Annotated in this window: 21 protein-coding genes; 5 read left to right on the top strand and 16 right to left on the bottom strand. The window is 63.6% G+C overall.

Features of this window, described 5'->3' with window-relative positions:
- Window position 1: 1 nt before the first annotated feature.
- From PBR20603_RS05945 to PBR20603_RS05985, 9 genes are all read right to left on the bottom strand, one after another.
- Window positions 2-925, bottom strand: coding sequence for a type II secretion system F family protein (locus PBR20603_RS05945; RefSeq protein ID WP_150558619.1), 924 nt, complete (start codon window positions 923-925; stop codon window positions 2-4).
- Window positions 922-2,292, bottom strand: coding sequence for a TadA family conjugal transfer-associated ATPase (locus tag PBR20603_RS05950; RefSeq protein ID WP_150558620.1), 1,371 nt, complete (start codon window positions 2,290-2,292; stop codon window positions 922-924). Before PBR20603_RS05950 ends, PBR20603_RS05945 begins: the two co-directional genes overlap by 4 nt.
- 1 nt (window position 2,293) lies before the next feature.
- Window positions 2,294-3,640 (bottom strand): CpaE/TadZ family protein, encoded by a 1,347-nt coding sequence (locus PBR20603_RS05955; protein WP_150558621.1) that lies wholly within the window; start codon window positions 3,638-3,640, stop codon window positions 2,294-2,296.
- A 74-nt stretch (window positions 3,641-3,714) separates the two neighbouring features.
- Complete coding sequence (locus PBR20603_RS05960) at window positions 3,715-5,049, bottom strand: type II and III secretion system protein family protein (RefSeq protein ID WP_217425949.1); 1,335 nt, start codon at window positions 5,047-5,049, stop codon at window positions 3,715-3,717.
- A 164-nt stretch (window positions 5,050-5,213) separates the two neighbouring features.
- Window positions 5,214-6,236, bottom strand: coding sequence for a Flp pilus assembly protein CpaB (gene cpaB, locus PBR20603_RS05965; RefSeq protein WP_150558623.1), 1,023 nt, complete (start codon window positions 6,234-6,236; stop codon window positions 5,214-5,216).
- A gap of 128 nt (window positions 6,237-6,364) precedes the next feature.
- The gene (locus tag PBR20603_RS05970) at window positions 6,365-6,841 is read right to left on the bottom strand and encodes a TadE/TadG family type IV pilus assembly protein (protein WP_150558624.1); all 477 of its coding nucleotides are present in this window, start codon (window positions 6,839-6,841) and stop codon (window positions 6,365-6,367) included.
- 183 nt (window positions 6,842-7,024) lie between these two features.
- Window positions 7,025-7,504, bottom strand: a complete 480-nt coding sequence (locus tag PBR20603_RS05975; RefSeq protein WP_217425943.1) for an A24 family peptidase — start codon at window positions 7,502-7,504, stop codon at window positions 7,025-7,027.
- 13 nt (window positions 7,505-7,517) lie between these two features.
- Window positions 7,518-7,718 (bottom strand): Flp family type IVb pilin, encoded by a 201-nt coding sequence (locus tag PBR20603_RS05980; protein ID WP_150558625.1) that lies wholly within the window; start codon window positions 7,716-7,718, stop codon window positions 7,518-7,520.
- Between the two features lie 173 nt (window positions 7,719-7,891).
- Entirely contained in the window at window positions 7,892-8,077 is a 186-nt protein-coding gene (locus tag PBR20603_RS05985; RefSeq protein ID WP_150558626.1) for a Flp family type IVb pilin, read from the bottom strand.
- Window positions 8,078-9,128: 1,051 nt separating this feature from the next.
- Between PBR20603_RS05985 and PBR20603_RS05990 the strand changes: the two genes are divergently transcribed.
- From PBR20603_RS05990 to PBR20603_RS06010, 5 genes are all read left to right on the top strand, one after another.
- Window positions 9,129-9,449, top strand: coding sequence for a hypothetical protein (locus PBR20603_RS05990; protein ID WP_150558627.1), 321 nt, complete (start codon window positions 9,129-9,131; stop codon window positions 9,447-9,449).
- A 31-nt stretch (window positions 9,450-9,480) separates the two neighbouring features.
- A complete protein-coding gene (locus PBR20603_RS05995) occupies window positions 9,481-11,124 on the top strand; it encodes a collagen-like triple helix repeat-containing protein (RefSeq protein ID WP_150558628.1) in 1,644 nt (547 codons plus the stop codon).
- A 268-nt stretch (window positions 11,125-11,392) separates the two neighbouring features.
- Window positions 11,393-12,568, top strand: a complete 1,176-nt coding sequence (locus PBR20603_RS06000; RefSeq protein ID WP_150558629.1) for a collagen-like triple helix repeat-containing protein — start codon at window positions 11,393-11,395, stop codon at window positions 12,566-12,568.
- Between the two features lie 148 nt (window positions 12,569-12,716).
- The gene (locus tag PBR20603_RS06005; protein ID WP_174977796.1) at window positions 12,717-13,367 is read left to right on the top strand and encodes a MarR family winged helix-turn-helix transcriptional regulator; all 651 of its coding nucleotides are present in this window, start codon (window positions 12,717-12,719) and stop codon (window positions 13,365-13,367) included.
- 34 nt (window positions 13,368-13,401) lie between these two features.
- Window positions 13,402-14,643, top strand: coding sequence for a collagen-like triple helix repeat-containing protein (locus PBR20603_RS06010; protein ID WP_150558631.1), 1,242 nt, complete (start codon window positions 13,402-13,404; stop codon window positions 14,641-14,643).
- A gap of 244 nt (window positions 14,644-14,887) precedes the next feature.
- Here the strand turns inward: PBR20603_RS06010 and PBR20603_RS06015 are convergent, their stop codons facing one another.
- From PBR20603_RS06015 to PBR20603_RS06045, 7 genes are all read right to left on the bottom strand, one after another.
- Window positions 14,888-15,370, bottom strand: a complete 483-nt coding sequence (locus PBR20603_RS06015) for a DUF2147 domain-containing protein (RefSeq protein ID WP_150558632.1) — start codon at window positions 15,368-15,370, stop codon at window positions 14,888-14,890.
- Window positions 15,371-15,554: 184 nt separating this feature from the next.
- The gene (locus tag PBR20603_RS06020) at window positions 15,555-15,971 is read right to left on the bottom strand and encodes a DUF2147 domain-containing protein (protein WP_246174416.1); all 417 of its coding nucleotides are present in this window, start codon (window positions 15,969-15,971) and stop codon (window positions 15,555-15,557) included.
- A gap of 95 nt (window positions 15,972-16,066) precedes the next feature.
- Window positions 16,067-16,711 carry a DUF2939 domain-containing protein gene (locus PBR20603_RS06025; RefSeq protein ID WP_150558634.1) on the bottom strand — a complete coding sequence of 215 codons (645 nt, stop codon included), beginning with the start codon at window positions 16,709-16,711 and terminating at the stop codon, window positions 16,067-16,069.
- 645 nt (window positions 16,712-17,356) lie between these two features.
- Complete coding sequence (gene zapE / locus PBR20603_RS06030; protein WP_150558635.1) at window positions 17,357-18,454, bottom strand: cell division protein ZapE; 1,098 nt, start codon at window positions 18,452-18,454, stop codon at window positions 17,357-17,359.
- A gap of 93 nt (window positions 18,455-18,547) precedes the next feature.
- Window positions 18,548-19,978: a dihydrolipoyl dehydrogenase gene (gene lpdA, locus PBR20603_RS06035; protein ID WP_150558636.1), complete on the bottom strand. Its 1,431-nt coding sequence runs from the start codon at window positions 19,976-19,978 to the stop codon at window positions 18,548-18,550.
- A gap of 103 nt (window positions 19,979-20,081) precedes the next feature.
- On the bottom strand, window positions 20,082-21,347 hold the full coding sequence (gene odhB, locus PBR20603_RS06040; protein WP_150558637.1) for a 2-oxoglutarate dehydrogenase complex dihydrolipoyllysine-residue succinyltransferase: 1,266 nt from the start codon (window positions 21,345-21,347) through the stop codon (window positions 20,082-20,084).
- Between the two features lie 89 nt (window positions 21,348-21,436).
- Window positions 21,437-24,298 (bottom strand): 2-oxoglutarate dehydrogenase E1 component, encoded by a 2,862-nt coding sequence (locus PBR20603_RS06045; protein ID WP_150558638.1) that lies wholly within the window; start codon window positions 24,296-24,298, stop codon window positions 21,437-21,439.
- Window positions 24,299-24,531: the final 233 nt, after the last annotated feature.

A 24,531-nucleotide genomic window follows, 5' to 3' on the forward strand; every position in this document is an offset into this window, starting at 1 on the left:
CTCACAGCGACTTGGCCAGCCGGTACAGCACGAAGCCACCGAACACTTCCAGGCCCAGACCGATCCCCAGCAGCTTCATACCGGCGGGCTCCTGGAACATCGGCTCGAAGAATTTCGGGTTCAGCAACATCAGCACGGCGCTGACGATGATCGGCAGCGCGGCCAGCACCCATGCCGACAGACGCGTCTCGGAAGACAACGCATACAGCTCGGCTTGTGCTTGCTCTCTATCGCGCATGAAGCCCGCCATACGGGACAGAATCTGATCGGCGCGCCCCCCGAAACGGGTAGACAGGTCGACTACCGACGCGAACAGATAAATCTCTTCAACCTGATACACGCGAGCGATTTGCTTGAGCGCCACGTCCAGCTCCACACCGGCCTGCACCTGCCGCACAACCCGCTCGAGCAACTCGCGCAGCGGCATGTCGGCATTGGTCGAGGCCGTCTGGAATGCTGCGGGCAAACTGTTGCCGACCGTCAGCATGCGCACCATGCCGTCGAGAAACACTGGCAACTGACGCACGATGTTGCGATGCCGGCGCGCCGCCTTGAACCAGTAGCGCAGCACGTTCCCAACGACGTACAAGGCCAGAATGACGATGGCCGAGAGTGGCCCGTGCCAGACCCAGAACACGAATGCCAGCAGCCCACCCGGCGCGATGAGCAACGAGTAGAACATCGGATCGGGCTTGACACCCGCGCGCTCGAAGAAGAACTCCCACGGCAACGCCTTGCGGCGAGGTGCACGGGAAACGGCGCTTTCATTGGCCGCAAACCGTGGCGCACTATTCGCGAGCTGGCGCTCGAGAAACGCGCTCGTCGCCTGATCTCTCACGCGGTTTTGCGTGCGGCGCCACAGCTCCAGCCCAGCCGCGATCAGCAGCAGCGCGATACAGATGACCCACAGCAAGACGGCGTTCATCGCCGGCGCCCGAAGAAGCCGCCACCACCACCGGAGTCAGGCGGCGGATTGGCCTGTGCCTGCGCGGCCGCTGCCGCATTGCGCGTTTGCTCCTTGTACCGCTGCAACTTCGGCGAGTGCGGCTGAATACCGAGCGAGACCCAGCGATCTTTCTCTTCGCCATCGGGCCCGACCACCGATTCGTGACGGTACAGCTCTTGCGTGGAGATGACCGTGTCCGACACGCCGGTAACTTCGGTGATGGACAGAATGCGCCGGCGCCCGCTCGACAGACGGCCGATCTGGACGATGAAATCGAGCGCGCTGGTGATCTGGCGCCGCAAACTGCTTTCGCTGCCCTGAAACCCGGCAAAACCGGCGAGCATCTCGAGACGATAGAGACATTCGCGCGGCGAGTTGGCGTGAATCGTCGCCATCGATCCTTCATGGCCGGTGTTCATTGCCTGCATCATTTCCAGCACTTCAGAGCCGCGCACTTCGCCCACGATGATCCGGTCCGGACGCATCCGCAAACTGTTGCGAATCAGATCGCGGATCGTCACCTCGCCCGATCCATCGAAGCCGCCCTGACGCGATTCGAGCCGTACCACGTGCGGGTGGTTGAGCGAAAGCTCGGCCGTGTCTTCGACCGTCACTACGCGCTCGGTCGCCGGAATGAAACTGGCCAGCGCGTTGAGCAGCGACGTCTTGCCCGAACTGGTCCCGCCGGAGACGAGAATGTTGCAACGCGAGCGCACCGCCGCTTCGAGCAGCCCGTAAATCTCCTCGTTGAAGCTGCCGAGCGCGAGCAGGTCCGACGGCTTGAGCGGGTCCTTGCGGAACTTGCGAATCGAGACGACGGGGCCGTCCACCGCCAACGGCTCGATCACCACGTTAAGGCGTCCGCCGTCGGGTAGACGCGCGTCGACCATCGGATTCGACTCGTCGAGGCGGCGGCCAATGGGGGCGAGAATGCGGCGCACGATGCGCAGCAGATGCTGATTGTCCGAGAATCGCAACGCTTCGCGGGCCAGCACGCCATGGCGCGAAACGTAGACGTCGTTGTAGCCGTTGATCAGAATGTCTTCCACCGCTGCGTCTGCGAGCAGATCTTCGATGGGGCCGAAACCGGCGAGTTCTTTGGTGAGCGCGTCGGAGATCTGGCGCAATTCCGATTCGTTGATCGGAATGCGACGCAGGCGCACGAAGCCGTCCATCTCCAGATCGACAAACTGCTGAATCGCGCTGCGGCTCCAGCGCCCGAACTCGGCGCCGAGTTCCTCGATCCGGGCGAGCAGATGTTCGTGCGCAGCGGTCTTGATGTCCTGAAACTGCTGCGAATTGGCAAACGCGCGCTTGTCGTCGGCAAATTCGATGGAGTCGGTCATATCAATGCTTTCCCATGAATCGGCCCAGCCAGCCCGAAGACTGACGATGTGCCGCGGCCCCGGCGTGTTGCGCGCTGAGCAGCCGTTCCACAAGCGGTTGCAGCGCGCGCACGTACGGGTCGCTGCGCGCCGTATCGAGAATCAACTTACCCTGATTGGTCGCCGAGAGCATGGCCAGCGGCCGGTCGGGCAGCGTGGCGAGCAGCGGCACGTCGAACCGCTTGGCGATCTGGTCTGCCGCCATGCCGTAACGCGGATCGTAGCGGTTGAGCACGAGATGCAGGTGAGTGCGCTCCACGCTCTTTTCGTCGAGATCGCGCAGCAGCGAGGCAAGCGAGACAATCGCGCCCACACTCTGGTCGACCACGAGCCAGACCTCATCGGCCGCGCGCACGAGGCTCGCAACGAAAGCCGGATTCGAGAAGCCGCCGAGATCGGCCACGATCAGATCGAAGAACGCGCGCAAGCGATCGGTCAGTGCCAGCGCATCGGCGGCCGCCACGCTGCGCATGTCGCTCAGATCGAGCGGCAGCGGCAGCACAGCGAGGCCGCTGGGCGCGTGTGACACCGCCGTATGCACGAGCGTTTCATCAAATCGCCGCAGGTTCTGCACCGCTTCGGCGAAGCTGAATTGGCTCTGCGTGTTGAGATACAGCATGCCGTCGCCCGAGGGCAAACCAAGATCGAGCAGCGCAACATGACCGAGCAGCGAGGCGTCGAACTTGTCGTCCTTGCCAGATGCCGCCTTGGGGGCCTTGGCCGTCTTGTCCGGATGGGCACCGGCACCCACGGACAGTTCCTGCCCGAGTTGCGAGAGATGGGCGGCGAGCGTGCTGCATCCGACACCGATGCGCGCCCCCAGCAGCACCACGAACCGGCCGTGACGTTGAGGTGATGCGGCATGGACCGTTGGTGTCTGATCCACCACCCGGCGAATGACCTCGAGCGCCTCCTCGTGCGTGGAGTGCATGTCGATGAAATCGTGTACCCCGGCACGAATGGCCGCCTTCATCCCATCGGCTCGCACCATTGAGCCTACGGCCACCAGCGGCATTTTGGGCGCCACGCGTTTGAGCATGTGTGCGAGTTCGATCGCAGCGGCAATGCCGCCGTCCTCGCCGTCGTCGGCGTGACCGGTCGGCTCACCTGAGAAATCGAGCAGCACGACCTGCGGATCGAGATCGCCAATGCGCTGCTGCAATTGCGCCGGACGGCCAGCTTCCTGGAGCACGACCCCCTCTTCACGCAGCGCAGCCGAGAGCCACTGACCGTGGCCGGCATGCGCGCTGCAAAAAAGGAAGCGATGCAACTCTGTCATGGTGTCCAGTATTCGCGTCGGTGCGTTCATGTATGCACTCCTTACTGCCCTGTCCCGGCTCTCGCTGTTGCCCGCTCGATGCCGCCTTCCTGCCGATATCGGCGCTACTTCGAGAATCCCGGCAATTCGCTGTCGCTCGCCACACCCATGAGGTAATCCCCCCAGACCGGGCCCGGACGGCGCTCACGCGTATCGCCCGGCAGCGGTATGTTCGCCCCACGGGCCACCGGCTTGACCAAATGCGGTGTGACGACGATGACCAGCTCCTTTTCGGCGCTGTTGTACTTCAGGTTGCGGAAAAACGCGCCGATGAGCGGCAGATCGCCGAGCAGCGGCACCTTGTCGACAGCGGCGGTCGTCGTGCGCGAAATCAAACCGCCGATGATGAAGCTCTCTCCATCGCCCAGCTCGACGGTCGTGTCCGCGCGACGTGTGGTGATCGCGGGAATCTGTGTCGACTCGGTCACGATGGCGTTCGTGTAATCAATGTCCGACGCCTCAGGCGCCACTTTCAACGCAATGCGATTCGGCGAAAGAATCGTCGGTGTCACCGTCAGGCCCACGCCGAAGGGCTTGTAGACGATCGTGGTCGTGCCAAGCCCTCCCGACTGCGGCACGGGAATCTCGCCGCCCGCGAGAAAGCTCGCGCTCTGCCCCGAGAGTGCCACCAGCGTTGGCGCGGCGAGCACCCGGCCAAGGCCGTTCGATTGCAGCAGGTCGATCTCTGCCGACATGCTGAACGCGCCGCGAGTGATCGAGCCGAAGAACGAGCCGAAATTCGGCACGGTGCTCGCGCCCCCGCCACCGCCGAAGGCAGAGTTGAGCGTCGAGCCAACACCAAAGCTGCCCGACGCCGTCTTCTTCGACGCACTGAAACTCGCCCCGATCTGGTTGAGGATGTTGCGGTTGATTTCGACGATCTTCACGTCGACCTGCACCACGCCGGTATCTCCGACCGTCGAGCGATCGACGACGACACCGCCTTTGCCCGTGGCATCGACTGCCGCCGATTGCAATCCGCTATGTTCGATGACGCTATTCGCATGGCCCTTGATGAGCGCCGCGTTGCCGCGTGCGTCGACCGTGGCGGTGCCGGTGTCGCCCAATGCACTCTGAAGGTCGCCGGTCACATGGACCTCCCAGCGCACCGGGTCGCCGCCGCGCGGCCACGCAGCGACCTGCGTGGTGCCCGCCTTCTTGCCCACGACCAGCACCGAGCCGCGCCGTCCGCCCGCGCCCTTGAGCACGACGATGTCGGCCACGGCCGGATCTGCCACGGCCACGCGCTCGAGCGATCCCGGTACCTGCAGTTCGCGTTGCTCGTGAACGCCCAGCGTCAGCGAGCGCGCCCCGGCGCTCGAGGCGGGGTCTGCCGCGTCGGCCAGACGCACCGCTACCGTGGCGCCGCACGCGATCAGCACCGCGAAGCACAACAGCATTCCCTTAACCCGCGTGGTCTCTCGTCTGGCAGTGCGAACCTGGCTTCTGATCATGGCGTGGCTGTATCGGTCACTGTGTCGGTTAAGTGGCGTAGCGTTTCCGGTCGAACGTCATTACATCTGCGGCATCAACAAGTTCAGTCGTTTCAGTCGTTTCAGTTGTTTCAGTAGGAAGCGGTGGTGCGTTCCGCGCCGCGCACAACCTCGATCGTGCTGCCCCCGCCGCCCCCACCCGGCGAGCGAGGCGCGGCCGCCGCACGGCGCACCGGTTCCCCCGCGAGACCGGTCGTGGCAATCCCGGCATAGGCCCGGTTCTCCGGCGCCTCGAGCGCCGTCTTGTCGTCGCCCTTCAGACCCGACTTGCCGGCGAGTACCGGTGGTGGTGACGGGAACAGCGACGTGTCGGGCGTGGCATCGTCCCCCGGGTTACGCAGCGCCAGCGTGATCTTGCCCTGCTGCGTTCCCAGCACCACACGGTTGACGTCGGCCACCGGCACGGCCACGACCGCAGAAGTCGCCGGCATGGGCGGCTGGGTGTTGACGGCCGGGGCAGGTTGCGGCGGCGCCGGCGTGGTCGTCACGGCTTGCACGGTAGACGCCACGCCTGGCGTTGCAGGCGGTGGCGTCACGTCGTCGAGCGACGCAATGCCGTAGCTCAGCACCCGCACGCGAGACGCCAGCAGACGCGACTGCGTGTCGTCCATCAGACCACCGGCCGCGCCCGCCGGCTGCGCCGTCTTCATCGTGAAAAAAACGTCCACATAGTCGCCGGGACGAATGCGGTTGCTCACGCCAACGGTTTCCGTCACGGGAATCGCGACGGCACGTTCGCCCGGCGCGAGCTGCAACGCCAGGCCGCGCGCCAGCGTGTTTTGCGTGACAGGCACGCCGGCAGCGAGCGCGACGAGCGGCACCCGCCCCACAACATCGGCCGGGTTCGCGAAACCGCCCACCGTCTGGCTATCGAACTGTTCGAGTTTCACGCCGTCTGCGCCGATGGGTTGGCCCGGCGAGAGCGCCTTGGCCGCCACCACGGCCGGGTAGCGCTGCGTGAGCGTCTGTGTCACCGGTGACGGCGTCGTGGCGGGCGCCGGCGCGTTAGTCGTCCCGAGACGCAACGCGAAGAGGGCGAGCAGCACTCCGGCGACAACCAGCACAGCAGCGAGAATCTTGGTGGCTTTGTTCATGGCTTGGGGCCTGTCGGCCGTTCAGTCACAACTTGCGGGACGCCGGCTGACCGGCGGCATGACAACTGGCAAAACTCCACATCCCTTTGTTGCTTGCGCTACGAATTCGACTTCGATTCCACGGGGCGTCAACTCCCGCCCAGCGTAGACGTGTCCAGCGTGATGGCGGCGGTACCGACAATGTTCTGAGGCACGAGGGCGCCCAGTCCCGGCCAGTTGACGATCATCGGCTGTGTCAACGTCAACGTGACGTGGACAATGCACTGCGAACTGGTGCTGGTGGCCGACGCCGGGCACGGGTAGGTCGCGTCAGCCGGAAAGCTGGCGCTCACGGCGGAGGCGGACGGCCAGGTGAGTGTGGTATTGATCGCCTGTGTGGCGTACCCCTGACGCTGCGACATCGTGCCAGCGCGCAGCATCGCGCGGCCGGCCTCGGAGGCGGCCTGCGTGAGCATTTGCCGGGCAAGAATATTGATGGAGAAGGCGACGGCGACATAAAACGCGGGCAGCAGGATCATCAGGATAAGCATGAATTCCAATGCCGCGACGCCGCGCGAGTCCGCGCATCGCAGCCCTGCCCTTGCCTGTGCCCCAGACCGTTTCATGACGATACTCCCCGTCGCTCACGGCGCTCAGTGGCCGTGTTTGGCGACGCATTGGTCCAACCCATTTGCGCGGCGTCGCCCGCGCCTCCCGATTTTTTTGGTGCTGCCTGAAGCAACACTCGTCACCTCTTCACAACGTGCTGCGCACGGTTGGCACCCTCTTGTACTCCCCACCGCCCGCACTCACCTCACCACCAGTGCCGCCGCCGCCAGATACGCTCCGTAAGGCAATCCGATCCGTCCGGCCCTCCACTGCAAAATCCGTTGCCAGACACGCGTGGCGGTCAATCCGTCGCACCAGCGTGCCAGCCACTTCAACCGCCCGGCCAACAGCACCAGCGCATGCACGCCGGCAGCCACGCTTGCCAGACACCAGACTGGCAGCAGCGCCGGATACCCCGCTACCAGACCGATCAGCGCAAAGAGCTTGACGTCGCCAGCCCCCATCACACCCCGCCACCAGAAAGGTAGCAGTACGATCAATCCGAGAAGCGCTCCCAGCCCGTGAACCCACACCACCCGCGGTTCCCCTCGCCAGGCCTGCCACGCAATCCAGACCAGTGCCAGCGTACCCACGCACAGCAACCAGGCATTCGGGATGCGACGTGCAATGAGGTCCGTGATCACGATCGGCACGCATAACAGCCACAACAACGTCAGCACCGGGCGTCTCGCATCAGTGTGTGGCAGCCGAGGTTGCTGCCGACGTGACGTTGCTGAAGGCGCTCGACAACACATCGCTCAGATTCGTGAACACCGTTGCGCCGATCACTACAGCCACGATGGCGGCCAAAATGCCGTACTCAAGCGCCGTGACACCTTTTTGCCGTGACAGTCTGCGCTGCCGACCGGCCTTGCCCGCTTGCCTCACTTGCATGATCCGCACCCTAGCGAACACAGCACTCCATCGCCCCGAATGACACCGTCAACCGAACGGTGTCTTTCCCCTTATCGCCAGCACCAATTCGCCCTCATCCAACCTTAGGCGCGAGTCACGTGCTGACATTCATCGTTGCTGACTGGCTTCATACGGCGTGTCATGCGAGAGCGTCAGCTACCGGCTGCAGTCACCGCCGACGAAATCTTCGAGAAGACCTGACTAAACGTCGTACCCAGACTGCTGTAGACCGTCCCGCCAATCACCACCGCTACGATTGCGGCGAGGATGCCGTACTCCAATGCCGTCACGCCTCGCTCGTCGCGCGCGAACAGTCGAAAACGATTGCTGAGTTTCATATCATCCTCCCTCAAATAGGCGCCAGGCGCCCGCTGACACACACAGCGAAAGGTCACCAGCCTTTAAGGCGTGTGACGCTTTCCCGCCAGATTGCTTATCAACTCGTGACTTCGGCCTCGGGTTCGTTGCGCCGTAAGGCTTACAAACCTCTTTGACATTGTACGCCAATATTTCTCTGCTTGTTGGTACGACCTTTGCTGCGGCGTACTATTTTTTTCTGATGCTAATTTAATCTAAATCACAAAAACTAGAGTCTTACTACCAATCACCCGGGCGAATGTAAGAAAACGTTACCCGGATTGAACAAACAATACTCCAAAACCAGGCAATGCAACCCTCGCGAGGGAAAACCATGATTGTTGCAGCACCACACACTCCGATGGAATACCTGTCAATACGTGCAGCACTCATTTAAATAACGGCCGATTAATTTCGCGCCCGATCCGGGCATCAATGCCAGGCGTATTTCTCCCTGCTCGCGCCCCGCCATTCACCACAGTTCCCCGCCGCACTTGGCTCATCCGTTGATCGTGGCTCGCCAGCACTGCTGGCCGTGGCCGCCGACGCTTTCATTCCATTACCCATCCCGCACCTGTACGCCCGCCCGGCGGCTTCATTCGTATTTCAATACGATTTCATCGTCTATTGCTGGCTGACGCCACACAACATTACTAATAATTACGGCGTGCACATCATCTTCCCCGATCGGGGGCTACCCGAATCGCTTACGCCTGTGCATATCTACTGACGCCTGAAGTCAATTCTTTCGGCTGCGTTACGTAACGTTACCCGTAACAACCCCCGTAACGGGAACGGCAATTCGCCTGAAATTCGCCATTTCCCGATGGCGTTAACCCTAATTCTCTCTGCCGCGAACCCGCTTCGATCTCTCGATCCGAAAGATTCTTGTTTTCCGAAACGCAAATAAATACAGGCTTTTCAGGCTGTCACCGGAAAAACTAGAAGAGTTATTCAAACCCGGATTTAGAGATTGGCACAGCTCTTGCGGATACCCCTGCATCGCAACGCTAAGGATCACCGGGGGACACCATGATCATTGGCAATACCAAGCAAACGATGCAATCCGTCGTAGCCGTCGCAGCCGAGCGGCAACGCATCGCGGCAATGCAGCGCAGCGCTGCTGCCGAAGACGATCGTAGAGGCGCAAGCCCAGGGAGGGGCGGTGCAGAAGGCGGTGGCGTACGCGCCACCGCCACACCGACCGAAGCGGCCAACGCTCACAGCACCGGCAACACGAATTCGGCCCAGGCGATGACGGGCCCCGATAGCGCGGTTGTCAACGCGCTCCTGTTCGCACTCATCGCGCAACGCATGAACGCACGACTGGCCGCGCAAGAAGCGCTCGCCTGAATACCAAACAGACTAGATAGAGGACACCATCATGAAAAACATCCAACGCAACCTCCTCGCTTCCGCCTGCCTTCTCGCCGTCATCACGATGACCGGTTGCGCCAGCTCCGGCTCGGGTGGCACCAGCGGCTCGCTTGGCGATGGCGGTGGCGGTAGCGGCACCACCGCTGGCACCGGCGGCGGAGGGGGCACGGGCACCGGCACGGTCCCGGACGGCTCCGGCACAGGTGGCAACGGAAATGGCAACGGCAACGGCAACGGGAATGGAAATGGCAACGGTAACGGGAATGGCAACAGCAGCCCGGGTGCCGCCACCAACCCGATCGGCACGGTAGCCAGCACGGCCAGCACGGGCGTCGTGACGCAAGTCGGCAAGACGGTCAGCGACGTCGGCACGACGCTGGCTGGTACCCAATTGCCGCTGCTCAGCTCGCAAACGCAAAGCGGTCTGGCCGGCGCAGTTGTCTCCACCGGCAACGCCGTTCAGACGCTCGGCAACGGCCTGTCCAATGGACTGGGCAAGCTCGGGTCAGTGAAGGACCCGCTCAATCCGACGCTCGCCAGCGTGGGCGGCGTAGTCTCGAACCTGGGTACGGCCGGTACGCAACTGGGTAGCGCCGTCGCGGGCCTCGGGCAGATCGGGCCGCTGGGCAATACACCGGTCAATGGCGTCACCACGCTGCTCGGCGGCGTCGTGACCTCGGTCGGCAAGGCAGGCGAAGCCCTTGGCGGCGGTCTGACGCAAACCATCACGAGCGGCCCGGTGCAACAACTGACGTCGTCGCTCTCGTCGGCCATCACGCCGATCACGAGCGTCGTGACGAATACCACGCAAACGGTCGGCAACGCCACGGGACTTGGCGCACCGGTCGCCGGTCTGCTGGCGCAGGTAGGCGGTGGCCTGGCCGGCGTTGGCGCCAAGATCGGCGGTCAGCTCAACAACCCGATCGCGGCTGACGTTGGCGGCCTCGTCGCAGGTGTCGGCAACACGGTGGCCAGCCTTGGCGGTGCCGTTCACGGCACGCCGACGAGCACCAACCCGCTCTCCCCGCTCACCTCGGCACTCGGTGGCCTGACGGGTGGCCTCGGTGGCAGCACGGGCACGGGCTCGGGGCCCCTCGCCCCGGTCACCAATCTTTTGTCGGGTCTGACGGGCACGCTCGGCGGTGCCACGGGCGGCACCTCGGGCAGCAACCCGCTGGCACCGGTCACGAATCTCGTTTCCGGTCTGACGGGCGCACTCGGCGGCGCCACCGGCGGTGCTTCGGGCAGCAACCCGCTCGCGCCGGTCACGAACCTCGTCTCCGGACTGACGGGCGCACTCGGCGGCGCCACCGGCGGTGCTTCGGGCAGCAACCCGCTCGCACCGGTCACGAACCTCGTCTCTGGCCTGACGGGCGCGCTCGGCGGCGCCACCGGCGGTGCTTCGGGCAGCAACCCGCTCGCACCGGTCACGAACCTCGTCTCCGGACTGACGGGCGGCCTCGGCGGCTCAGGCGGTGCCTCGGCTGGCTCAGGCGGCTCGGCCTCGGGCGGTGTGCTCGCCCCGGTCACCTCGCTGCTCGGTGCCGTGACGGGGGCAGTCGGCGGGGCAACGGGGTCGGGCAGCAGCAATAGCGGCCCGCTCGCTCCGGTGACTGGCCTGCTGGGCGGCCTGCTCGGCGCGAAGAAGTAAGCCAGCGCCAAAGACTCGACAACCTCAGCCAGCGGCAGATCGACCATGACTCGCGCGATTCCTCCGCCCGCCTGTGACCGCCGCGATCCGGCCCTGGCCCCGATGCCCACGCATCGAGCCAGGGGAGTCCGGATCCGGCGCACCCCACACGCCGCCCGCACACATCGGCAGCACAGCGAGCGGCCCCGGTTCCTCAAGTGGAAGTAACGACATCGCCGCGCGACCCATCGCCGGCAAACATTCAGAACGATCAAGGGAGATAGACATCATGTCCAACGCACTTCAACGCACCCTTCTGGCCTCGGCCGCCATCGGCGCCATCGCCCTCACCGGCTGCTCCAGCGGCGGTGGCGGCAGCGGCGCCACCTCGGCTGGCACCACGGGTACCCCGAACGCGGTCGGCACGACGGCCAGTGGCGCAGGCGGTGTCGTGAGTTCCGCAGGTAACGTCGTCAGCGCCCTGGGCGATCAGGTCGCCAGCACTCAACTGCCGCTCGTATCGACGCAGGCGTCGCAAGGCTTCGGCGGCGCGCTCTCCAATACCGGCAAAGCCGTGACCGACCTTGGCAACGGCGTGAGCAGCGGTCTCGGCCAGACCGGCACTTCGGCAGACTCGGTGGGCACCACGCTCGCCAGCACCGGCAACGTGGTGACCGATCTCGGTCAGGCAGGGGTCTCGCTGGGTAGCGGTGTCGCAGGAATCGGCAAGAGCGGCCCGCTCGCCGGCACCCCCGTCGATACGCTGACCAGCGCACTCGGCAATGTGGTCGCCACGGTCGGCCAAGGCGGTATTGCCGGCGGGGCAATCCTGAAACAAGCCTTCTCGGGCGGCCCGGTGACGCAGGTCACTTCCACACTCTCGGCCGCCGTCAACCCGATCACCAATGTCTTGTCGGACACCACTCGCACCGTGGGTAACACCACGGGTCTCGGCGGCCCGGTGCAGAACCTGTTGACCACGTTGGGCGGCGCGGTCGGCACCGTCGGCACGACGCTCAAGGGCACGTCGCCGAACCCGGTCGTGGGCGCCCTGGGCAACACGGTGATCGCCACCGGCAACACGGTCTCGGGCCTCGGCGGTTTCGTGAACGGTCAGACGTCCAGCGGCTCGTCGAATCCGTTCGGCTCACTGCTCGGCAATCTCGGTACGACCACAGCCGGGGGCGGCGGCGCATCGAACCCGCTCGGTTCGGTCACGGGTCTGCTTGGTGGACTCGGCGGTTCGGGTGGCAGCAGCCCGCTCGCGCCCGTCACGGGTCTGCTCGGCGGTCTGACGGGTGGCAGCTCGTCGGGCAGCAGCAGCCCGCTTGCGCCCGTCACGAACCTGCTCTCGGGGGTGACGAGCGCTGCTGGCGGCAGCTCGGGTAGCGCGGCCGGCGGTCTGGGCACGCTGCTCGCCCCGGTGACCGGTCTGCTCGGCAGTGTGGCCAGCGTCGGCAAGTAATCGCCCCACAAACGTTGCATCGCACATTGCGCGTATGCATCACATGATTCATCGATAAGGAGATGCCATGGCTCGCTTCATTTCCGACACCAGCGTTCTGATGCGCGGTCGTGGCGAATCCGCCCCGCAAGTTTCCGACCCCTTGGCAATGCGCGAAACCGGCAACGGTTTCGCGAATCGCCACGGCCATAACACGTACGGCACCGATTCGGGTGCCGCCTCCGGGGCGACGTCGACTGCCTCACAGCTCAACGGAACGCAGGGCACCATGAGCGACCGACACACGAACCGTAACGAACTCGTCACCGGCATCGTCCGCTCTCTCGGCCGTCGGCTCGCCGTGTACACCGCGCTTTATCACGCGGCGCTCGCCGAGCAGCTCGGCCTAAACGTCACCGACCTGAACGCGCTCGATCTGATTCTCGAACTGGAATCGATCACCGCAGGCCAACTTGCCGAACTCATGGGTGTCAGCTCTGGTGGCATCACCACGGTCATCGACCGGCTCGAGCGCGCGGGCTTCGTGGAGCGCGAGAAGAACCCGCACGACCGCCGCATGGTGATGATTCACCCCATCGAAGAACGCTGTGCACAGATCGAGCAGTTCCTCTCGTCCGTCTCGCGTGAACTTACAGCGGTCAGCGCCGCGTACGACCACAGCGAGCTCGCCGCGATTCACGATTTCCTGGTGCAGAGCATTCGCACCCTGAAGAGCGAAACCTTCCGTCTTCGTTTCGAGGCCGATCAGGACATCGCCGGTCTGGTCTCGAACAGCCGCGGCGCATCGACCAAGGTCTGAGCGCGCGGCGACTGCCCTCACGAGGAGAAACGTCATGTCGAAGATTCTGCGCCCTACGCTGCTTGCCGTGACGATCGCGGGCATCGTCGGTGTTACCGGCTGCTCCAGTTCCGGCGGCGGCAGCGGGGCTACCGCCAACACGCCGACCAACCCCACGAATCCCACGAATCCGAACTCGCCGACCAATCCGACCAATCCGACGAATCCCACCACGACCAGCAATGGTGTGGTCAGCTCGGTCGGCTCCGTGGTGAGTGCCGTCGGCAATCAGGTCTCCGGCACGACGATTCCGGGGGTATCGCCGCAAGCCACACAGGGTTTCGGAGGCGCACTCACGCAAACCGGCAACGCCGTCACGGATCTCGGTACCGGTGTCGGCAACGGGCTCGGTCAGCTCGGCAAGTCCGGCACGAACCCGGTCGGCGCCACGCTCGCAAGCACGGGGGGGGTCGTTGCCGATCTCGGCAACGCCGGGATATCGCTCGGCAGCGGCATTGCCGGAATCGGCAAGAGCGGCCCGCTCGCCAACACGCCGGTCAATACGCTCACAGGTGCACTGGGCACGGTCGTCTCCACCGTCGGTCAGGCTGGGGTGCAAGGCGGCACAGCCCTCAACCAGGCGCTCACGAGTGCCCCCGTCGTGCAAGCGACCTCGGCGCTATCGTCGGCGATCTCGCCCATTACGAATATGGTGGTCACGACAACGCAGACGGTCGGTAACACGACCGGTCTGGGGACGCCTGTCGCCGGTCTGCTGGGCACACTGGGCGGTGCATTGAATTCGGCGGGTGCGCAGGTCAAGGGGGTAGCACCTAACGCGGCCGTCGCTAGCCTTGGCAATCCGCTCTCAGCACTCGGCAACACCGTCGCAAGTGCTGGCGGCCTACTCTCCGGCAGCACAAGCACCGCGAATCCGAATGCGCTTGGCAATGTGCTCGCCAGTATCGGCAACACCACCGTGACGCCCACGACGGCGAGCGGCAGCAATCCTTTGGGTGCTGTTACCGGCTTACTTGGCGGACTCACGGGTGGCGCCGGCGCCTCAGGTAGCAATCCGCTCGGCGCCGTGACAGGGTTACTCGGCGGCGTGACCAGCACCACAGGCGGAAGCAGCGGCGCAGGTAACGCGCTGTCGCCCGTCACCACGCTGCTGAGCACCGTCACCGCACCGTTGACGACGCTGGCCAGTACCGGCGCCAGTGGTGCCGGTGGCGCAGGTGGCCTGCTCGCTCCCGTGACCGGGCTGCTGGGTGGACTCGGCGGACTCGGCAAATAAAGCGACGCGTCGAGACGCGGAAAGATCGCGAGAGGGGAACGTCGGCGGGGTGCAGGCCCAATGACGACGGCAAACCCGGACAGTGAAGCGACACTGCCCGGGCTTTGTCGTATCCGTCACCTGTGCCATGCGCCGTGACGTGCAGGCAGGCGAAAGTCAAAAAAACCCGGACGACGTTTCGTCCGGTTTTTTGTTTTTGGCGCTCGCGCAGACGCGTCTCGCGCCGATGCAAGGGATGTCCGGCTTATTGCTCGCGAACCCAGGTCTGCGTGCGGCCGATCAACGAAATGCCGATGAAGCCACGAACGTCGAGCTTCTTGCCACCGTCGATCACCGTCATCTTGCAGCTGTACTCCTTGCCGTTCTCCGGATCGAGAATCTTGCCGCCGCCGTAGACGTCGCCATCCTTGCGCACGCCACGAATGATCTGCATACCGAGCATCTTCTGCCCCTTGCGGGTGTCCGTGCAGGCCGTGCAGACACGCTCCGGATCGTCGTTTTCGCCGAGCCCCTTGGTGATGATGCCGACGTATTCGCCGTCCTTCTCGGAGATCGTCACGAGTGCCTTCGGCTTGCCGGTATTGTCGTCAATGGTCTTCCAGACACCGATTGGCGACGTGTCGTCGGCCGCCATTGCCGCTTTGGCCATACCGCCCAACAGCGCCACTGCGACGAGCGCGTGAGCACCCAGACGTCGCCACGACGTCGCGTTAGAAATCTGCTTCATGGTTGTCATCCTCCCGGATACGGAATTGATTGTCGTAGGACTCGCGATTGCCACCATTGCCGCATGGCCGCACGAGTCGCTTTGAAGATTACGCCAAAGGCGTGACGCCGTGCTGAGGAAGTCCTCTAGCCGAAAAGCGTCCCGTTCCTCTGGCCGATACCGACAATTCCGCCGGGAAACAGCGCTACTGCTCTCGTATCCAGGTCTGCGTGCGACCCAGCAACGTAACACCGAAATAGCCTCGCACTTCGAGCTTTCTGCCGCCGTCGACAACGCGCATTTTGCAGCCGTATTCGCTGCCGCTGTCCGGATCAAGAATTCTCCCGCCCGTGTATTCGTCGCTCTCCGGGTCCTTGTGCAGGCCGCGGATGATTTGCAAGCCCTGGAGCTTCTTCCCCCTGCGCCAATCGGTGCAATCGTTGCAACGGCGCTCGAGCGCGTCGCTCCTGCCCAGGCTCCTGGTCAGCGCGCCGACGTATTCACCGTCATTCTCGGTGATCGTGATGAGCGCCTTCGGATCGCCGGTTTCGTCGACGATTCGCCATACCCCAACGGGCGTCGACATACCCTCGGCGGCTATCGCGAAGAGCGCGTTGCCCAACAAGGCCGCCACTACGCACAGACGTCGCCACGACGCCGCATTCGAAATCGCTTTCAAGATGACCTACGGATTCGATACCAGAATGACATTGACGATTACAACGGCGGCAAGGCAATCGCGGTCAGCCGCCACTGAATGAGATTGCGGCGCGTGAGCGTGAACGTCACGACACGTTCCGGACGGTCACTGCGCGAGACATGCACGAGGAAGTGACTGAAGTCCTGAAACTCGGTCCGCGTCATGGTGCGCGGCGGTTCGCTACCCGATGTTGACGACTCGCTGCCACTCAGGGGGGCTGCCGGCACCGCCGGGGCCGATTGCGGTGCGCTGCTCTCGGCTTGCGGTGATTGAGGTGGCTGCGGTGCCGCATCGCGCGGCGCCGGTGCGCCAGGCGCAGGCGGCAGCCCGGTGCTGTCACCGCGCAGCATGGCCGCTACGGCTTCCGGCGTCAGCAAGGCTTCGACCACACGATCCGACACCCAACCGCCGAACGCGAGTGCCAGCGCACCGAAGGCGTTGCCGCGCTGCTTGTCCATCTGGCGTGCGAGTTCGTCATGCAAACTCGTTTTCAGACTCTCTCGAACGGCCGGATAGTCCACATACGACGACAGCGCCGTCGCGTCGCGGGCATTGGCGGCGTCGCGCGCGCGCCACAACGTGTAATACGGCGTGCCGAAGAGCAACCCCAGCACAACGACCAGCGCTCCAATGGAAATGCCGGCAATTGACAGCTTACGCATTACAAAACTCCGTCGATCAAACAACGCATGGTAGGCGACCCGCTGCCCCCCCACCCGCTGGCTTACATTGCTTTACAAATCATTACAGCACGACGTCTTGCGCGCTCTTACTCTGAAAGTGTAGCCGCAAGACCGTGACACCTGCCGGCATGCGCCAATCCGGCGGGCGAGATAGGTGTGCGGCACGCGGCAGTTCAACCGACAAGGAGGTGGCATCGTGCGTCACACCCGACTTGTCCGGATGGTGTGCTTCGCTTTGCTGGCCGGCGCCACGGCTGGCGCAACGGCCCGTTCGTCGGACAGCCGCTTTTTCCAAGGCTGGTTCACGCAAGCCGACGACCGTCCGGCCGGGCGCGGCGATAACCGTGATAACCGTGATAACCGCGACAATCGCGATAGCCGGGGGGGCGCGCGGCCCGGACCGTCACGGCCACAGCAGCAGCCAATACGGCCGCAGGGCGACTTGCGCGGTGATATCTACAACCATCTCCGCGAGCAACGGCAACCGCCGCCGCCCGCTTCCGATCCGCGGCAACGTCAGCGTGATCGCAATGGCCGCTGAGTGGCCACGCACATCACGGACATCACGCACATCACGCACATCACGCACATCAATAACGGCGCCGGGCGTCTCGCGTCGCGCGCTCAGGTGAGCGACGTATCGACCACCCGACGCGGCGTTTCGAGATACTCCAGCGACTGCATCTCCACGAGACGCGACACCGTGCGCGTAAATTCGTTGGCCAGCGTACCTTCGGTGTATAGCGCTTCGGGCGTCACTTCTGCCGACATCAGCAGCTTGACCTTGTGGTCGTAGAACACGTCGACAAGCCACGTGAAGCGACGGGCTTCGGAGGCCATGCGCGGCGTCATCTTCGGCACGTCCGACAACACGACGGTGTGGAAGCGATTGGCCAGTTCGAGATAGTCGTTCTGCGAACGCGGGCCTCCACACAGCGTATGGAAGTCGAACCACACCACACCGCCAGCGCGGCGCAGGGCTTTCAGTTCACGCTGCTCAATGTGCAGCAGCGGGCTCTCGTCGGGCACCCCGGCGATCTCGGCAAACGCCGCACGCAGTGCGCGGTTTGCCTCGTTCCCGAGAGGATAGTGGTACACCTGCACCTGCGCCAACGTGCGGCGGCGGTAGTCGACACCCGCGTCGACATTGAGCACGTCGAGCTTCTCTTCGAGCAGGCGGATTGCGGGCAGCACGCGGTCACGATGCAAACCGTCCGGGTAGAGCGTGTCGGGACGGTAGTTCGACGTCATCACGAACTGCACGCCGTTCTTGAACAGCTCGGCGAGCAGGCGGTGCAGGATCATGGCGTCGGCCACATCCGAGACGTGAAACTCATCGAAACAGATCAGGCGATATCGCTTGGCAATGCGCTTGGCCAGTTCGTCCAGCGGATCGGGCAGCCCCTTGAGCGCCTGCAACTGATGGTGCACCTCGCGCATGAACTCGTGGAAGTGCAGACGTGTTTTGCGCTGCAGCGGCACCACCGAGTAGAAGCTGTCCATCAAAAAGCTCTTGCCGCGCCCCACCCCACCCCAGAGGTAGACGCCCTTTGGCAGGTCGGGGCGCACGAGCCACTTCTTGACGGTGTTCGAGCGCTTGGCCTTATAAGCCGCCCATTCGTCGTAACACTGTTGCAAACGCTCGACAGCGCGCTCCTGCGCCTCATCGGGCTGGTAGCCGCGCGCGGCCAATTCTTGTTGGTAGTATTCGCGAACGTTCATGCGGTGCGGCGACGGGCCGGGGGGCAGAGGGAATCAGGAAAAAACAAAGGCGAGTTGCCTCGCCTTTGTTCATACACGTCAGCGTAAAGCGACTTACTTGTTCAGCGCGCGCTTCTCGACATCGAGGGCGGCTTCACGCATCACTTCCGACAGCGACGGGTGCGGATGGCAGATACGGCCGATGTCTTCCGACGCCGCCTTGAACTCCATCGCCACAACGGCTTCGGCGATCAGGTCAGACGCGTTCAGGCCGATCACGTGAACGCCGAGAATTTCGTCGGTCTTGGCATCAGCCAGCACCTTCACGAAACCGTCCGACGAGCCCATGCCCAGCGCACGGCCATTGGCCGCGAACGGGAACTGGCCCGGCTTGAACTCACGGCCTTCGGCCTTCAACTGCTGCTCGGTCTTGCCGACCCAGGCAATTTCCGGCGACGTGTAGATCACCCACGGAATGCAGTTGTAGTCGATGTGCGGCTTCTGACCGGCGATGACTTCGGCAACCAGCACGCCTTCGTCTTCGGCCTTGTGCGCGAGCATCGGGCCACGCACCACGTCACCGATCGCGAACACGTTCGGCAGCTTGGTACGGCAGTGGTCATCCACCGGAATGAAGCCGCGCTCGTCGGTCGCCAGACCGATGTTTTCCAGGCCCAGCGCGTCCGTGTTCGGCACGCGGCCGACCGACACGATCAGACGGTCCACTTCCAGCGTCTTGGCGTTGCCGTCCTTGTCCGTGTAGTTGACAGTGACGTTGTCCTTGCCGGTCTTGACGTCGCTGACCTTCACGCCGACGTTGATGTCCAGACCCTGCTTCTTGAACTGCTTGGCGGCTTCCTTGGCAACGCCCGCATCGGCGGCGGCCAGGAAGTCCGGCATGGCTTCGAGCACGGTGACTTCGGCACCCAGACGGCGCCACACCGAACCCAGTTCCAGACCGATCACGCCAGCGCCGATCACGCCGAGCTTCTTCGGCACGGTGTCGAACGAGAGCGCACCTTCGTTATCCGAGATGAGCTTGTTGTCGACCGGCATGCCCGGCAGGTGACGCGCCTTCGAACCCGTGGCGATGATGATGTTCTTGGCAGTGACCGACTCGGCCTCGGCGCCCGACACATCGATCTGATAGCCGCCATCGTTCTTGGCGACGATCTTGCCGTGGCCCTTGAGCCACGTGATCTTGTTCTTCTTGAACAGATACTCGATACCGCCCGTCATCTTGTCGACGATGCCTTGCTTGCGCGTGAGCATCTTCTCGATGTCGATCTTGACATCCGACGTGGTGATACCGTGCTCGGCCAGGTGATGGCCGACCTTTTCGAACTCTTCCGACGAGGCCAGCAGCGCCTTCGACGGAATGCAACCGACGTTCAGGCAGGTACCGCCGAGCACCATCTTGCCGGCCGGGTTGGTCCACTTTTCGACGCAAGCGACGGAGAAACCGAGTTGTGCGGCGCGGATGGCGGCGATATAACCACCGGGGCCGGCGCCGATAACGACGACATCAAATTCTTTATTTGCCATTTTGAGACTCAGTGAAGGTTGACGGCAGGGGGAGGCGCGGTGCGCCGGGCACGTCGCGCATATCGCGCATGGCCCGGCAACACCGCGCAGTGCGCGCTAACGCTTACAGGTCGAGCAGCAGGCGAGCCGGATCTTCCAGCGCTTCCTTCATGGCGACGAGGCTCAGCACGGCTTCGCGGCCGTCGATGATACGGTGGTCGTAGCTCATGGCCAGGTAGTTCATCGGGCGGATGACGATCTCGCCGTTCTCCACCACAGCGCGGTCCTTCGTGGCGTGAACGCCCAGAATGGCCGATTGCGGCGGGTTGATGATCGGGGTCGACAACATCGAGCCGAACACACCACCGTTCGAGATCGAGAACGTGCCGCCGGTCATTTCTTCGATCGACAGCTTGCCGTCGGCCGCCTTCTTGCCGTACTCGGCGATCTTCTTCTCGATGTCGGCCAGGCTCATCTGGTCGGCGTTACGCAGAATCGGCACCACCAGACCACGCGGCGAGCCGACAGCGATACCGATGTCGAAGTAGCCGTGGTAGACGATGTCGTTACCGTCGATCGAGGCGTTCACGGCCGGGTACTTCTTGAGCGCATGGACAGCGGCCTTCACGAAGAACGACATGAAGCCCAGCTTCACGCCATGTTCCTTCTCGAACTTGTCCTTGTACTTGTTGCGCAGATCCATCACCGGCTTCATGTTGACCTCGTTGAACGTGGTCAGAATGGCGTTGGTCTGTTGCGATTGCAGCAGGCGCTCGGCGATACGGGCGCGCAGACGCGACATCGGCACGCGCTGTTCCGGACGACCTTCCAGCGACGTGTCGCGGCCCACCGAAGCGGCGACCGACGGCAGCGCGGCACGTTGTGCCGGTGCGGGAATCGACGATGCAGCAGCGGCGGGCTTGGCGCCAGCCGCCAGGGCGTCGCCCTTGGTCACGCGACCGTCACGGCCCGAGCCAGCGACGTCCGTCGCCGACAGGTTCTTCTCGGCCAGCACCTTGGCAGCGGCCGGGCTGGCGATGCCACCCGACGCACCACCGGCTGCGGGGGCAGCGGCCGGGGCAGCAGCAGCGGCCGGCGCAGCGGCTTCCGCCGGCTTGGCAGCAACCGGAGCAGCAGCGCCTGCCTTGGCTTCGGTGTCGATCTTGGCAATGATCTGTTCCGACGTCACCGTGTCGCCGGCACCGGCAGTCACTTCGACGATCACGCCAGCGGCGGGGGCCGGCACTTCGAGCACGACCTTATCGGTCTCGACTTCGATCACGGTTTCATCTTGGGCGATGGCTTCGCCGACTTTCTTCTTCCAGTCGAGCAGCGTGCCTTCGGAAACCGACTCGGAAAACTGGGGGACTTTGACTTCAACAATGGCCATTTCTGGATCCTGGATTCGATAAACGTTCAATTCGGAAATACGGCAGCGGCCGTCCTTGGGGGAGGACGACCGCTGTAAGACCTAACCGGTTACTGCACCACGGTCGCGCCCTTGAGGCGACCGAAAGCCGTATCGAGCAACTGCTTGAGCTGTTCGTAGTGCTTGGCGTAGTAGCCCACGGCAGGCGAGGCCGAGGCCGCGCGACCCGCGTAAGCCAGCTTCTGACCGGCGCTCATGCTTTCGATCAGGTGGTGTTCGATGTAGAACCACGGACCCTGGTTTTGCGGCTCGTCCTGGGCCCACACCACTTCGGCGAGGTTTTCGTACTTCTTCAGCTCGTTCTCGAACGCCTTGTGCGGGAACGGATAGAGCTGTTCCACACGGACGATCGCGACGTCGGTCAACTTCTCTTCGCGACGGCGAGCGATCAGGTCGTAGTACAGGCGGCCCGAGCAGGCGACGACGCGCTTGACCTTCTTGGCGTCGATCGAGGCATCGGTTTCGCCGATGATCGTCTGGAAGCCGCCCTTGGCGAGTTCCGACAGATCGCTCACAGCTTCCTTGTGGCGCAGCAGCGACTTCGGCGTGAACACGATCAGCGGCTTGCGCAGCTGGCGGATCATCTGACGACGCAGCAGGTGGAAGATCTGAGCCGGCGTGGTCGGCTGGACCACTTGCATGTTCGTGTCGGCGCACAGTTGCAGATAGCGTTCGATACGTGCCGACGAGTGTTCCGGACCCTGGCCTTCGTAGCCATGCGGCAGCAACATCGTCAGGCCCGACACGCGGCCCCACTTCACTTCACCGCTCGAGATGAACTGGTCGATCACGACCTGAGCACCGTTGGCGAAGTCGCCGAACTGGCCTTCCCACAACACCATCGTGTTCGGCTCGGCGGTCGAGTAACCGTATTCGAAGCCCAGCACGGCTTCTTCGGACAGCACCGAATCGATCACCGTGAAGTTGGCTTGACCGTCGGCCACGTGTTGCAGCGGCACGTACGTGCCGTCGTTCCAACGCTCACGGTTCTGGTCGTGCAGCACCGAGTGGCGGTGCGTGAACGTGCCACGGCCCGAATCCTGACCGGTCAGGCGCACAGCGAAGCCCGACGAGACCAGCGATGCGAACGCCAGATGCTCACCCATACCCCAGTCGAGCGGCTGCTCGCCCTCGCCCATCTTGCGGCGGTCGTTGATGACCTTCTCGACGAGCGGGTGAACCTTGAAGTTCGCCGGGATCGTGGTGATGCGCTCGGCCAGACGCTTGAGTTCGTTCAGCGGCACGGCCGTGTCGCCCGCATCGGTCCACTTCTTGTTCAGGAACGGCACCCAGTCAACCGCGTACTTGCTCTTGTAGTTCGAGAGCACCGGGTCGATGGTGTGGTGGCCGTCGTCCATGGCCTTGCGGTAGGCAGCGACGAAGCCATTGCCTTCTTCGGCAGTGATCACGCCTTGCGTGACCAGCTTCTCGACATACAGCGCGCGCGTGCCCGGGTGTTGGGCAATCTTCTTGTACATCAGCGGCTGCGTGACCGCCGGGGTGTCTTGCTCGTTGTGGCCCAGCTTGCGGTAGCAAACGATATCCACGACGGCGTCCTTCTTGAATTCCTGACGGAATTCCAGGGCCAGTTGCATGGCCAGCACGACCGCTTCCGGATCGTCGCCGTTCACGTGCAGCACCGGCGCTTCGATCATCTTGACCACGTCCGAGCAGTACGTCGTCGAACGGGCGTCACGCGGATCCGACGTGGTGAAGCCGATCTGGTTGTTGATGACGATATGCACCGTGCCGTGCGTGCCGTAACCACGCGTTTGCGCGAGGTTCAGCGTTTCCATCACGACGCCCTGACCCGCGAATGCGGCGTCACCGTGAACTTGCACCGGCAGCACGCTGGCTGCGTCGGCTTCGCCGCGGCGATCCATACGGGCCTTGGCCGAGCCTTCGACCACCGGGTTCACGATTTCAAGGTGCGACGGGTTGAACGCCAGCGACAGGTGAACCGGACCACCGCTCGTCGAGACATCGCTCGAGAAGCCCTTGTGGTACTTCACGTCACCGGCCGGCAGGTCGTCGACGTGCTTGCCTTCGAATTCGGCGAACAAGTCCGACGGCATTTTGCCGAGGGTGTTGACCAGCACGTTCAGACGGCCGCGGTGGGCCATGCCGATCACGATTTCCTGCACGCCCTTCGCACCGGCGTGGTGGACGAGTTCGTCCATCGCCACGATGAAGGATTCGCCGCCTTCGAGCGAGAAACGCTTCTGGCCGACGAACTTGGTATGCAGGTAACGCTCGAGGCCTTCAGCGGCCGTCAGGCGTTCGAGAATGTGCTTCTTCTTTTCAGCAGTGAAGTTGGGCGTTGCACGCACCTTCTCCAGACGCTCTTGCCACCAGCGCTTTTGCACCGGGTCGCTGATGTACATGTACTCGGCGCCGATCGAGCCGCAGTACGTGTCGCGAAGCGCTTTGAGCAACTCGCGCAGGCTGGCCTGTTCGAAACCGAAGTACGTGTTCTCGGCCGAGTACACGCTGTCCATGTCGGCTTCGGTCAAGTCGTAGAACGCGGGTTCCAGTTCCGGAATCGCCGGACGTTCCTGACGCTTGAGCGGGTCCAGATTGGCCCAGCGTGCACCGAGGAAACGATAGGCGGCGACGAGCGACTGCACGTGAACCTGCTTGCGGGCCACCGCCAGGTCGGAAGCCCCCGCACGCGACACGAAGGCGTTAGCCTTGGCGCGCTGGGCGAACGACTCCACGATCGGGGCGTGAGCCACGTCGTTGGCGTTGGAACCATCAACAGCGGGAACGTTTTGCAGCGCGTCGAAATACTGGCGCCAGTTGTCCGGCACCGAAGCCGGATTATCAAGATACGATTCGTACAGCTCTTCGACGTAGGGGGCATTGCCACCGAAGAGGTACGAGTTCGCTTGGAATTGTTCCATCAAACTCATTTTGCGCTCACCTTTTCTACGAGTGTCTCGAGAAATAGCGGGTTACGAAACCTTCCGCGACACGGCCTGACCGATTAGCGGATTGCGAGAATCAAGTGGTGCTTGGAAGGACCTGATCAATCACGGCGAGGAGCATAGCACGTTTTCCTGGCGCCCACCGAGCCGGAAAGCCGTCACACGGGGACTTGCGGCGTGCCCGCCGCATGCGTCGCAGTCCAGGCGCTTCGCGTTGC

Source organism: Pandoraea bronchicola (assembly GCF_902459805.1).
GTDB lineage: Bacteria > Pseudomonadota > Gammaproteobacteria > Burkholderiales > Burkholderiaceae > Pandoraea > Pandoraea bronchicola.

Coding starts and splice junctions, on each gene's coding strand:
- PBR20603_RS06045 (WP_150558638.1), bottom strand. CDS start 24,298: ATGAGTTTGATGGAACAATTCCAAGCGAACTCGTACCTCTTCGGTGGC.
- PBR20603_RS06000 (WP_150558629.1), top strand. CDS start 11,393: ATGTCCAACGCACTTCAACGCACCCTTCTGGCCTCGGCCGCCATCGGC.
- odhB (WP_150558637.1), bottom strand. CDS start 21,347: ATGGCCATTGTTGAAGTCAAAGTCCCCCAGTTTTCCGAGTCGGTTTCC.
- PBR20603_RS06025 (WP_150558634.1), bottom strand. CDS start 16,711: ATGCGTAAGCTGTCAATTGCCGGCATTTCCATTGGAGCGCTGGTCGTT.
- zapE (WP_150558635.1), bottom strand. CDS start 18,454: ATGAACGTTCGCGAATACTACCAACAAGAATTGGCCGCGCGCGGCTAC.
- PBR20603_RS06010 (WP_150558631.1), top strand. CDS start 13,402: ATGTCGAAGATTCTGCGCCCTACGCTGCTTGCCGTGACGATCGCGGGC.
- PBR20603_RS05985 (WP_150558626.1), bottom strand. CDS start 8,077: ATGAAACTCAGCAATCGTTTTCGACTGTTCGCGCGCGACGAGCGAGGC.
- PBR20603_RS06015 (WP_150558632.1), bottom strand. CDS start 15,370: ATGAAGCAGATTTCTAACGCGACGTCGTGGCGACGTCTGGGTGCTCAC.
- PBR20603_RS05990 (WP_150558627.1), top strand. CDS start 9,129: ATGATCATTGGCAATACCAAGCAAACGATGCAATCCGTCGTAGCCGTC.
- PBR20603_RS06005 (WP_174977796.1), top strand. CDS start 12,717: ATGCGCGAAACCGGCAACGGTTTCGCGAATCGCCACGGCCATAACACG.
- PBR20603_RS05970 (WP_150558624.1), bottom strand. CDS start 6,841: ATGAAACGGTCTGGGGCACAGGCAAGGGCAGGGCTGCGATGCGCGGAC.
- cpaB (WP_150558623.1), bottom strand. CDS start 6,236: ATGAACAAAGCCACCAAGATTCTCGCTGCTGTGCTGGTTGTCGCCGGA.
- PBR20603_RS05995 (WP_150558628.1), top strand. CDS start 9,481: ATGAAAAACATCCAACGCAACCTCCTCGCTTCCGCCTGCCTTCTCGCC.
- PBR20603_RS05950 (WP_150558620.1), bottom strand. CDS start 2,292: ATGACCGACTCCATCGAATTTGCCGACGACAAGCGCGCGTTTGCCAAT.
- lpdA (WP_150558636.1), bottom strand. CDS start 19,978: ATGGCAAATAAAGAATTTGATGTCGTCGTTATCGGCGCCGGCCCCGGT.
- PBR20603_RS05980 (WP_150558625.1), bottom strand. CDS start 7,718: ATGCAAGTGAGGCAAGCGGGCAAGGCCGGTCGGCAGCGCAGACTGTCA.
- PBR20603_RS05960 (WP_217425949.1), bottom strand. CDS start 5,049: ATGCTGTTGTGCTTCGCGGTGCTGATCGCGTGCGGCGCCACGGTAGCG.
- PBR20603_RS05955 (WP_150558621.1), bottom strand. CDS start 3,640: ATGAACGCACCGACGCGAATACTGGACACCATGACAGAGTTGCATCGC.
- PBR20603_RS05945 (WP_150558619.1), bottom strand. CDS start 925: ATGAACGCCGTCTTGCTGTGGGTCATCTGTATCGCGCTGCTGCTGATC.